The sequence below is a fragment of the Halomonas garicola genome (assembly GCF_031935715.1).
GTDB classification, from domain to species: domain Bacteria; phylum Pseudomonadota; class Gammaproteobacteria; order Pseudomonadales; family Halomonadaceae; genus Vreelandella; species Vreelandella garicola.
In genome coordinates this window covers 1-10027 of record NZ_JASSZF010000051.1, presented here as the reverse complement: position 1 = coordinate 10027, position 10027 = coordinate 1, and the positions used below count along the sequence as shown (strand labels likewise).

The window sequence follows — 10027 nt, the reverse complement described above, 5'->3', positions numbered from 1 at the left end:
GTTCATCCGTGAGCATTTGTCGGGGCATGGCAGGCTTGCAGTTTGTTGGCTTAGGAACCTTTATTCTGTGAGCTTGCCCCTATCCTGCCAATACCCCTGCCATGAAACGTCAACAGACCCTAGAAGTTGGCCCAGGGCGGAGAGGGCTTAAGCGCTTCGCGCCGCCGGCTGCATGAGCCTGGCCGAGAGCAGCGCCCACTGGTCGTCCCAGTAGGCGGTGGGCAGGTGCTTGAAGTCGCTGCGCACGTACTGGGAGATCCGCCCTTCGGCGTGGGCCATGAGCAGGTTGGCCGCCGCGGCGGCGGGGATGCCGGGGCGGCGGCCTTCGTTAAGCTCGGCCTCGCGCAGCGTCTGCTTGAGCGCAAGCTCGAGGCGCTCGAACAGCTGGTGGATGCGCAGGCGCAGCCGGGCGGTTTCGCCGGTCAGCGCATCGCCACCCATGACCCGGGCAAGCCCGGGATTCTTTTCCGCAAAGCCCAGCAAAAGCGAGACAACGGCGCCGCAGCGGCCCTCGGCGTCGGGCACCTCAGCGGTGATCCGGGTGACCCGGGTAAAAAGGCTCTGCTCGATAAAGTCGATCAGGCCTTCATACATGCGCGCCTTGCTGGGGAAGTGGCGGTACAGCGCGGCCTCCGATACGCCCACCTGCTGAGCCAGCGCGGCGATGGTAATGCGCTTGCCGCGGTCGTCTTCCAGCATCTGGGCGAGCGCCTGAAGAATCTGCTCGTGGCGATTTGGCTTGGGTTTCCCGCTCATGCTCGTGCCCTCCCTGGCCCTTATTCGGTATCGGTAATCAGCGTACCCACCCCGGCATTGGTGAAGATTTCCAGCAGTACCGCATGGGGAACGCGGCCGTCGATGATGTGCGCGCTCTGCACGCCGCCCTTGACCGCGTTCAGCGCGCAGCGGATCTTGGGCAGCATGCCGCCGTGGATGGTGCCGTCGGCAATCAACGCGTCGACCTGCTCCGTGGCAAGCCCGGTCATCACCTCGCCGTCGGCGTTCAAAAGCCCGGCGACGTTGGTCAGCAGCATCAGCTTTTCGGCGGCGAGCGCCTCGGCCACCTTGCCGGCCACCAGATCGGCGTTGATGTTGTAACTCTTGCCGCTGTCGTCGACGCCGATGGGGGCGATCACCGGGATGAAGTCCCGGGCGGCGAGCATTTCAATCAGGTCGGTGGAGATCGACTCCACCTCGCCGACGTGGCCGATATCGATGATTTCCGAGGCTCTGTGTTCGGGCTCCTGGGGCTTGACCTGGAGCTGGCGGGCGCGGATCTGGGCGCCGTCCTTGCCGGTCACGCCGATGGCCTTGCCGCCGCACTGGTTGATCAGGTTGACGATGCTTTTGTTGACCAGCCCGCCGAGCACCATCTCAACGACGTCCATGGTTTCATCGTCGGTGACGCGCATGCCGTTGATAAAGCGCGATTCGATGTTGAGCTTGCCCAGCAGCTCGCCGATCTGCGGGCCGCCGCCGTGAACCACCACCGGATTGATGCCAACTTCCTTCATCAGCACGATGTTGCGGGCGAAGGAGTCGATCAGGGTGTCTTCGGTCATGGCGTTGCCGCCGTACTTGACGACCACGGTCTTGCCGGAAAACTGCTGAATATAGGGAAGCGCCTCGGTTAGCACTTCCACAACGACCTGGGGATCGTGACTGGCTGCGTTCATCTGCGTTCTCTTTGGGGCTACGGTAATGGCGGCGCTAACGGCTGGCGGGCAGAACAAGCGTTGGGTCGAGCGCCTGCAGCGCGGCGGCAAACTGCCCCTTGATGCGCGCAAGTGCCGCCTCGGTTTTGCCTTCAAAGCGCAGCACCAGCACCGGCGTGGTATTCGAGGCGCGGCACAGTCCCCAGCCGTCGGGGTAGTCGACGCGGATGCCGTCGAGGGTGGTCTTGATACCTTCGCCGAAGTCGCCTTCCCGGGCAAGCTTGTCGACCAGGGTGAACTTGGTGTCGTCGGTGACCTCGATGTTGATTTCCGGGGTGCCCACGTCCAGCGGGAAACCGGCGAAGAAGGTGTCGGCATCGGCGTTCTGGCCGGCGAGTATTTCCACCAGCCGCGCGGCGGCGTAGAGGCCGTCGTCAAAGCCGTACCAGCGTTCCCGGAAGAAGACATGGCCGCTCATTTCCCCGGCCAGCGCCGCTCCGGTTTCCTTCATCCGCGCCTTGATCAGCGAATGGCCGGTGCGCCACATCTCCGGCTCGCCGCCGGCGCGTTCGATGACGCCGGTAAGATTGCCGGTACACTTGACGTCAAAGATGACTTTCGCCCCGGGGTTGCGGCCGAGCATGTCGGTGGCAAAGGCCATGAGCAGGTGGTCGGGGTAGATCAGCTTGCCGCTCGGGGTTATCACGCCCAGGCGGTCGCCGTCGCCGTCAAAGGCCAGCCCGATGTCGGCGTCGGTCTCCTTTACCTTGGCGATCAGGTCCTTGAGATTTTCCGGCTTGCCGGGGTCGGGGTGGTGGTTGGGAAAGGTGCCGTCGATGTCGTCGAACAGCGGTACTGTATCCACGCCCAGCCGGCGGATGAGCTCGGGGCCGAGCTCGCCGGCCACGCCGTTACCGCAGTCCACTACGGCCTTGAGCGGGCGCTTGATGCTAATATCGCCGACGATCCGGGAAAGATACGCCTCGCGGAGGTCGTCTTCGCTCACCCGGCCTTCGCCGTGGTTTGTGTGAGGATAGGCCAGGTCGCCGTCGACAATACGCCGGTACAGCGCGGTGATGGCCTCGCCGGAGAGGGTTTCGCCGCCGAGCACGATCTTGAAGCCGTTGTAGTTCGACGGGTTGTGGCTGCCGGTGACCATGACGCCGGAGGCCGTGCCGTCGAGCACGTGGGTGGCAAAGTAGAGCACCGGAGTGGGCACCATGCCGATATCGATCACGTTCTGGCCGGCGGCGGTCAGCCCGCGAATCAGCGCGGCCTGCATGCGCTCGCCGGAGAGGCGGCCGTCTCTGGCGACGACCACGGTAGTCTCGCCCCGGGCGCCGGCTTCGCTGCCGATGGCGTGGCCGATTAGCGTTACGCCCTCATCGGTCAGGGTGTCGTCAACGATGCCGCGGATATCGTAGGCGCGGAAAATGGAGGCGTTCAGCGTGGGGTGGGGCATGGTCGTCTCTGGTTGAAAGCTGGGCTTGAAAAACAGGGCTTGAATAGGTAGCGGGGCGCGATAAAGCGCGCCAAAGCCTAGTGCGCGCCGGTGCTGCCGAAGCCGCCGGCGCCGCGCTCGCTGGGGGTAAAGTCGTCCACGACGTCGAGTTCGGCCTGGACCACGGGGACCACCACGTATTGGGCCAGGCGTTCGAACGGCTCGACGATGAAGGCGCGCGGGCCGCGGTTCCACACCGAGATCATCAGCTCGCCCTGGTAGTCGGCGTCGATCAGCCCCACGAGGTTACCCAGCACAATGCCGTGCTTGTGACCGAGCCCCGAGCGCGGCAGGATCATGCCGGCGAGCCCCGGGTCGCGAAGATGAATGGCAAGGCCGGTATGGACCAGCTGGCAGTCGCCGGGCTTGAGGGTCAGCGGGGTGTCGAGCAGGGCGCGCAGATCCATGCCGGCGGAGCCTTGGGTGGCGTAGGCGGGCATGTAGTCGCGCAGGCGCTCGTCGAGCAGCCGGCATTCCAGGCGCGAGCGGGGGGCAGCGGTCATGGGGTCTCCCGAGTGTCTGGCCGGCCGGGGAGCAGCGCAAGGGCGCGCTGAATTACGGTCCGAGCCAGCTGTGTCTTGGGTTGAGGCGGCTGATGTTCGCTTGCGCTGCCCTCGGGCGTGCGCCATAAAAGCCAGGCGGCGTTGTCGTCGCTGCCAAAGCCCAGCCCGGCGGCGGAGACGTCGTTGGCCACGATCATGTCCAGCGCCTTGCGGGCGAGCTTGTCTTCGGCGTAGCGCCTGACGTCCCGGGTCTCGGCGGCAAAGCCCGCTACCACCGGCGGGCGCCGTGCGGGCTCAAGCCCGGCGACGTCGGCGATGATGTCGGGATTTTTCTCAAGCGTCAGCGTCAGGGTCGCCTCGTCGGCGGTTTTCTTGAGCTTGTGCTCGGCGGCCTCGGCGGCGCGGTAGTCAGACACCGCCGCGCAGCCGACGAAGACGTCGGCCTCTGGGGCCAGCCGCAGGGCTTCCCGGTGCATCTCGGCGGCGGAGGCGACGTCGATGCGTTGAGCCCCCGGGGGCGTGGCAAGCGCCACCGGGCCGCTGATCAGGGTAACGTGCGCTCCCTGCTCAAGCGCGGCGGCGGCCAGCGCAAAGCCCATTTTTCCCGAGCTACGGTTGGATAAAACGTGCTTGGAAAGATAGCGCACCGGGTCAAGGGCTTCCCGGGTGGGGCCGGCGGTAATGACGACGTGCCGGGTGCCGGCAGGGCGGTCGACGCCCGCTGCCGGCGGGGTCAGAGCCAGGCAGCCTTCCACGGCGGTAACGATGGCTTCGGGCTCGCTCATGCGCCCAAAGCCGGTGTCGCCGCAGGCCTGGTCGCCGGCGTCGGGGCCCACCTGCTGCCAGCCGTCTTCGATGAGCGTGGCGGCGTTGCGCTGGGTGGCAGGGCTTCGCCACATGGCCTGATTCATCGCCGGGGCGATCAGCCGGGGGGCGTCGCTTGCCAGGCACAGAGTGGTGAGCAGATCGTCGGCGAAGCCGTGGGCAAGCTTAGCCATCAGGTCGGCGGTGGCCGGAGCAATCAGCAGCACGTCGCCCCAGCGGGCAAGCTCGATGTGGCCCATGCCGGCTTCGGCGTCGGGGTCGAGCAGGGAAGTGCGTACCGGCTCGCCAGATAGCGCCTGTAGCGTCAGCGGCGTAATAAAGGCCTCGGCGCCGGCGGTCATGACCACGCGCACCTCGGCACCGGCCTGTTTGAGCAGGCGCGTGATCAGCGCGCTTTTATACGCGGCAACGCCGGCGCTGACGCCCAGCAGCACCCGCTTGCCCGATAGGGTCAAAGCAGCCATGGCAGGAATACACCTTTGTCTTTCAAGGGGGCTACCATACCATTTGCGTCGCCGCTTTGGCATGCTGAGCGCAAGGGTAATGCCGGGGCATTGCCATGGATCGGCGCCAGGGAAAGCGGCGGGGAGGGGGTATGGGGATCAATCACTGGCCGGAAGGCGAGCGGCCGCGGGAAAAGCTGTTGCAGCTGGGCGCGCCGGCGCTGTCGGACGCCGAACTACTGGCGATCTTTTTGCGGGTGGGCGTGCCCGGGCGCTCGGCGGTGGATCTGGCTCGGGATCTGCTGTCCGGGTTTGGCGGGCTGAGGCCGCTGCTTGAGGCCGACCAGCAGGCGTTTTGTGCGGTCAAGGGCCTGGGTAGCGCCACCTACGCCCAGCTGCAGGCGACGCTTGAGCTCTCGCGCCGCCACCTGGCAAGCCAGCTGGCTAGGGGCAACGCGCTGACGTCGCCGGCGCTGGTGCGCCACTACCTGACCGCCCAGCTCCGCCACCTGGGCCACGAAGAGTTCGCCGCGCTGTTTCTTGACACCCAGCATCGGATCATCCGCTTTGAGTCGCTGTTTCGCGGTACCCTGGACAGCGCCTCGGTGTATCCGCGGGAGGTGGCAAAGCGAGCGCTGGAGCTTGGCGCCGGGGCCTTGATCCTTGCGCATAACCACCCGTCGGGGGTGGCCGAGCCAAGCGACGCCGACCGGCGCATCACCCGGCGGCTGAAGGAGGCGCTGGAGCTTCTCGACATCCGCGTGCTCGATCACTTTGTGGTGGGCGACGGCGAGGTGGTATCGTTTGCCGAGCGCGGCTGGATGTAGCTTCAGGCTCGTGACCGTCGCGGTGAAAACGCGGTTTTCCTTGCCGCGGCTGGCGGTCTCTGGTATAAAGTGCCCCCTTTGAACTTAGGTTGAAAGAACTTGGGTTGAATAGCGGGCCTGGGAAAGTCGAGGCGATCAAGCGCCGGCTGCCGCCCTGCTCCGGTCTGCCCGACGTTTTTGAAAACGGTTTTGCACCACTCGCCAAGCGGTTGGAGACTCTCATGTCCAATATTTGTCAAGTTACCGGCAAGCGCCCGGTATACGGTAACAACGTTTCTCACTCCCAGCGTAAAACGCGTCGTCGTTTCGCGCCTAACCTGCATTCGCACCGCTTCTGGGTCGAGTCGGAAAACCGCTTCGTCAAGCTGCGCGTTTCCTCCAAGGGCATGCGCATCATCGACAAGAAGGGTATCGACAGCGTGCTTGCCGATCTGCGCAAGCGCGGCGAAGCGTTCTGATACGCCTTTAACCCGGGGTTGGGCCGGCCCTTTTCCGGCCAGACGTGTTGAGTCAGGATTTTTTGGGAGAGTTACACCATGCGCGACAAGATCAAGCTGGTATCCAGCGCCGGTACCGGCCATTTCTACACCACCGACAAGAACAAGCGGAATACCCCCGACAAGTTCGAGTTCAAGAAGTACGATCCGGTGGTACGCAAGCACGTGATCTACCGGGAAGCCAAGATCAAGTAAGCGCTTTTGATCGGCTTTCTCCGCAGGCGAGGACCTGTTGCAAAACCCGGCTTCGTGCCGGGTTTTTGCATGCCTGCCGCCTTGTCACCCACCACTGCCGTGCCGGCCTGACGCCATGCCCGAACTGCCCGAAGTGGAAACCACCCGCCGCGGGATTGCTCCCTTTATCGCGGGGCGAGAAATCACCGAGGTGCGCCTGCGCCATATGCGCCTGCGCGTACCGGTGCCCGCGGATCTGCCCGACCGGCTGACAGGGGCGCGCCTGGGCACGCCCCGACGCCGGGCCAAGTACCTGCTGCTGCCGCTTGAAAGCGCCCAGGGCACGCTGCTTTGGCACCTGGGGATGTCGGGGAGTTTGCGCATAGCCCGGGTGGGAGACGCGCCGAAAAAGCACGACCACATCGACCTGGTGCTTGAAAGCGGCCGGGTGCTGCGCTATCACGACCCGCGCCGCTTCGGCTTTGTCGACTGGCTGCAGGCCGACGAAGCGCACGACTCGCGCTTGGCGCACCTGGGCCCGGAGCCGCTCTCGGCTGCCTTCACCGGTGAACGGCTGTTTCAGCGTTCGCGCGGCCGGCGCATGGCGGTCAAGCCGTTTTTGATGGACAACCGCGTGGTGGTGGGCGTGGGCAACATCTACGCCGCCGAGGCGTTGTTCATTGCCGGGATCGACCCGCGCCGGGCCGCCGGGCGCATTGCCCGGGTGCGCTACGAGCGCCTTGCCGGCGCCGCCCGGGAGGTGCTGGCCGCAGCCATTACCCAAGGCGGTACCACCCTGCGCGATTTCGTCAGTGGCCAGGGCGAGCCGGGCTATTTTGCCCAGCGGCTCAACGTCTACGGCCGTGAGGGTAAACCCTGCCGGCGCTGCGGCGCCTTGCTAAAGCGCGTAGCGCTGGGCCAGCGGGCAAGCGTCTACTGCCCCGTCTGCCAGCGCTAGGCCCCGTATCACCTCTGTTCGGGAGACACCCGTGAGCCAACCCCTGCGACTCAAGAAAAACGCCGACCGCCGCTTGAAGGCGGGGCACCTGTGGATCTATTCCAACGAAGTGGACACCCGCGAAACGCCGCTCAAGGCCTTTCAGGCCGGCGAGCTTGCCCGGGTCGAGGCGTCCAACGGCCGCGCCCTGGGCGTGGCCTACGTCAACCCCGGCTCGCTGATCTGCGCCCGGGTGATGTCCCGGGATCCGGCGATGGAGGTGGACCGTTCGCTTTTTGTCCACCGCTTCAAGCAGGCGCTGGCGCTGCGCGAACGCCTTTATGCCGGGCCGTTTTATCGTCTGATTCACGGCGAGGGCGACCTGCTGCCGGGGCTGGTGATCGACCGCTTCGGCGACGTGGTCGTGGTGCAGCTCAATACTGCGGGGATGGAGGCGCTCGGCGAGGCGATCGTCGATGCCCTGGAGAAGGTCATCAAGCCTGCCGCCATCGTGTTTCGCAACGACACCGGCGAGCGCCGCCAGGAAGGGCTAGACGCCCAAGTGGAAGTCGTCAGGGGCACGCTTCCCGACGAGGTGCTGATCGAGGAGAACGGCGTGCGCTTTGCCGTGCCGGTGCTCGACGGCGATAGCACCGGCTGGTTCTTCGGCCACCGCGACAGCCGCGCCTGGCTGAACCGCCACGTGGCCGGCAAGCGCGTGCTCGACCTGTTCAGCGGCGCGGGCGGCTTTGGCGTCCAGGCCGCCGCCAGCGGCGCTTCGGAAGTGCTGTGCGTGGATACCTCGGGAAGTGCCCTGGAGCAGGCGGCGCATAACGCCGAGCTCAACGGCGTGCACGAGCAGGTGGCCATCGGCGAGGGCGATGCTCTGGAGGCGCTGGCCGCGCTGAAGGCCGACGGCGAGCAGTTCGACGTGGTGGTGGTGGACCCGCCGGCGCTGATCAGAAAGCGCCGGGACAGCAACAGCGGCGAGCGTGCCTACGCCCGCTACAACCGCGAAGCCATGCGCCTGCTGGGCCGGGACGGGCTGCTGCTGTCGGCCTCGTCGTCGATGCACCTGGCGCCGGAGCGGCTGATGGACGTGGTGCGCGGCGCGGTGCGCCATCAGGACCGCCACGGCCAGGTGATCTTCCAGGGGCATCAGGCGGCCGACCATCCGGTGCACCCGGCCATTGCGGAAACGTCGGCCCTCAAGGCGCTGGGCGTGCGCGTGTTCCGCGACTAGCCCCTCTCTGATAGGGCGGCCGCTGGCTAATAGTGCGGCGGCACCTCGTGTTCGGGGCCGCTCCCGGCGGTGCCCGCCGCGTCGCTATCGGCTCGCCCGTATTCGCGCAGCCGCTCGCGCATCAGAGCGCTAAGCTCTTCCAGCGCCTGCAGCCGGCGCTGCTGTTCGATAACGGCCTGGTCGAGGGTGTCGAGCCAGTCCTCCTGGAAGGCAAGGCGGGACTCCAGGGCGTCAAGGCGTGCGCCCAGGGCGGCAGGCGACAGGTCGTGGGGCATGATAACATCGCAGTCTTGTAGAGTATGGCCGGCGGCGCCTTTACGCCGCCGGTCGAAAACGGCATTGGCCGCCGTGTAAAGCGGTAAATGTCGCGTATCGGGACGACGTATTGTCCTTCCTTTGTCATCTATACAACAAGCGAGCTTTTTCTATCCATGAATCCAAAAGTCGTGTTGCGCTGTATTCTCATCAGCCTGTTACTGGCCGCGCCGGCGCCGTTTTTGCTGACGGGCATTTTTCAGCTGGTCAGCGCGCCGCTCATCAATGAGTGGGTTGCCGAACTTGCCCTGGTTGGCGGTGCCGGCGTGTATTTTGCCACCGCGCTGAGCTGTTTTGTGCTGCTTTGCGTGGGCACCGTCGCCGCTGCCGCGCTGGCGCCGCCCATGGTCGTGCGGGCGCCTCCCGCCTCGGTGAAGGAGGCAGCGAGCCCGGCGCCCGCCGCGCACCCATCGGCGCCCGAGCCGGTCGAGGAAGACGAGTTCGATCATGAAGATAACGTCATCGACCCCGACGACGGGCGCGAAGAAGGCGACGTCAAATGGTTCAACACCAACAAGGGCTACGGCTTTATTACCCGGGACAGCGGCGAAGACGTTTTCGTCCACTTCCGCGCCATTCGCGGGCGCGGCCCGCGAATGCTGCATGAGGGCCAGGTGGTACGCTACCAGGTGATCCGCAACGAGCGGGGCCTGCAGGCCGACGACGTCAGCATCATCGAATAGCGCCCGTCATAGCACACGTCATAAAAAAGACGTGCCCCAAGACGAAAACCCCGCTCCGGCGGGGTTTTTGCGTTGCTAGGCGGCCCGGATTTTTTTAAGCGTCAGTTGCGAATGAAGCCCGACATACGGCTTCACTGCAGCGAGGTAATTGACAGAATTCTTGTTTTTATTAGGGCCTGTTGACTGTGCCCCAGGCTGGTGATCGCAACACCGGCAATGGCGTCCAGGTATTCGTGCCCTGTTCGTCCCACAGGAGGGCGCCGCTGCTGCGGACAAATGACACGGGTTGGCGGGCATAAGCCCTGAGGAATCCCCATGAAATGGGTAATAAAATCAGCATGATAGGATTGAAAAAGCCTGCATGAGTCATGCATGTTGTGAGTTACGACACACAACAACATGCGAAGGAGACCCATGCAGGCCC

General features: G+C 65.3%; 13 protein-coding genes. 6 read left to right on the top strand and 7 right to left on the bottom strand.

The window, feature by feature from the left end; genetic code table 11:
* Positions 1-147: 147 nt before the first annotated feature.
* From slmA to coaBC, 5 genes are all read right to left on the bottom strand, one after another.
* A complete protein-coding gene (gene slmA, locus RS027_RS13065; RefSeq protein WP_311957648.1) occupies positions 148-756 on the bottom strand; it encodes a nucleoid occlusion factor SlmA in 609 nt (202 codons plus the stop codon).
* Positions 757-776: 20 nt separating this feature from the next.
* The gene (gene argB, locus RS027_RS13060; RefSeq protein ID WP_311957646.1) at positions 777-1676 is read right to left on the bottom strand and encodes an acetylglutamate kinase; all 900 of its coding nucleotides are present in this window, start codon (positions 1674-1676) and stop codon (positions 777-779) included.
* Positions 1677-1710: 34 nt separating this feature from the next.
* Positions 1711-3117 (bottom strand): phosphomannomutase/phosphoglucomutase, encoded by a 1407-nt coding sequence (locus tag RS027_RS13055; RefSeq protein WP_311957645.1) that lies wholly within the window; start codon positions 3115-3117, stop codon positions 1711-1713.
* Between the two features lie 77 nt (positions 3118-3194).
* On the bottom strand, positions 3195-3659 hold the full coding sequence (gene dut, locus RS027_RS13050) for a dUTP diphosphatase (RefSeq protein WP_311957644.1): 465 nt from the start codon (positions 3657-3659) through the stop codon (positions 3195-3197).
* The gene (gene coaBC / locus RS027_RS13045) at positions 3656-4948 is read right to left on the bottom strand and encodes a bifunctional phosphopantothenoylcysteine decarboxylase/phosphopantothenate--cysteine ligase CoaBC (protein WP_311957641.1); all 1293 of its coding nucleotides are present in this window, start codon (positions 4946-4948) and stop codon (positions 3656-3658) included. Before coaBC ends, dut begins: the two co-directional genes overlap by 4 nt.
* 131 nt (positions 4949-5079) lie before the next feature.
* Between coaBC and radC the strand changes: the two genes are divergently transcribed.
* From radC to RS027_RS13020, 5 genes are all read left to right on the top strand, one after another.
* Complete coding sequence (radC, locus tag RS027_RS13040) at positions 5080-5754, top strand: RadC family protein (RefSeq protein WP_311957637.1); 675 nt, start codon at positions 5080-5082, stop codon at positions 5752-5754.
* Positions 5755-5975: 221 nt separating this feature from the next.
* Positions 5976-6212, top strand: coding sequence for a 50S ribosomal protein L28 (gene rpmB / locus RS027_RS13035; protein ID WP_311957635.1), 237 nt, complete (start codon positions 5976-5978; stop codon positions 6210-6212).
* Between the two features lie 78 nt (positions 6213-6290).
* The gene (gene rpmG, locus RS027_RS13030) at positions 6291-6446 is read left to right on the top strand and encodes a 50S ribosomal protein L33 (protein ID WP_189518268.1); all 156 of its coding nucleotides are present in this window, start codon (positions 6291-6293) and stop codon (positions 6444-6446) included.
* 115 nt (positions 6447-6561) lie between these two features.
* Positions 6562-7383, top strand: a complete 822-nt coding sequence (mutM, locus tag RS027_RS13025) for a bifunctional DNA-formamidopyrimidine glycosylase/DNA-(apurinic or apyrimidinic site) lyase (protein WP_311957632.1) — start codon at positions 6562-6564, stop codon at positions 7381-7383.
* Positions 7384-7414: 31 nt separating this feature from the next.
* Positions 7415-8605, top strand: a complete 1191-nt coding sequence (locus tag RS027_RS13020; RefSeq protein ID WP_311957630.1) for a class I SAM-dependent rRNA methyltransferase — start codon at positions 7415-7417, stop codon at positions 8603-8605.
* 26 nt (positions 8606-8631) lie between these two features.
* Here the strand turns inward: RS027_RS13020 and RS027_RS13015 are convergent, their stop codons facing one another.
* Positions 8632-8880: a SlyX family protein gene (locus RS027_RS13015; protein WP_311957628.1), complete on the bottom strand. Its 249-nt coding sequence runs from the start codon at positions 8878-8880 to the stop codon at positions 8632-8634.
* A gap of 156 nt (positions 8881-9036) precedes the next feature.
* Between RS027_RS13015 and RS027_RS13010 the strand changes: the two genes are divergently transcribed.
* Positions 9037-9603 (top strand): cold-shock protein, encoded by a 567-nt coding sequence (locus tag RS027_RS13010; RefSeq protein ID WP_311957626.1) that lies wholly within the window; start codon positions 9037-9039, stop codon positions 9601-9603.
* 131 nt (positions 9604-9734) lie between these two features.
* Here RS027_RS13010 and RS027_RS13005 read toward each other — a convergent pair.
* Positions 9735-10027, bottom strand: a 293-nt coding sequence (locus RS027_RS13005) for a hypothetical protein (RefSeq protein WP_311957624.1), incomplete at its 5' end; no start/stop codon positions are given.